Source organism: Pseudomonas sp. Soil_N_39 (assembly GCF_057655955.1).
Genome location: NZ_JBDGLI010000070.1, coordinates 1 through 269, shown reverse-complemented (window position 1 = coordinate 269; position 269 = coordinate 1). Strand labels below are relative to the sequence as shown.

At 65.1% G+C, this 269-nt stretch carries 1 pseudogene; it reads right to left on the bottom strand.

Annotated features, from left to right (window positions below):
* Positions 1-269: pseudogene (locus tag AC3A5O_RS28850) on the bottom strand (MFS transporter); the annotation flags it as partial.

Here is a 269-nt window from a genome sequence, read left to right as displayed (position 1 = left end):
AGTGGGTGACGCTCAAGCAGCCACCCGGCCAACAGCGTGCCGCCGAAGTTCGCCACACCGAAACCCAGCAGCATCAGTGACAGCCCTTGCGGGCCGATGCCGGTAGTGCCCTCGATAAATGGCCGAACGTAGGTGAACATCGCGAAATGGCCGCTGTGCACCAGCACACAACCGAACATACCCATGGCGATGCCCGGGCGTCGCAACACTTCGAGTACGGTGCGCAGGCGTGCCGGCGTGCGCGGCGCAAGGCGCGGCAGCGTGAACGA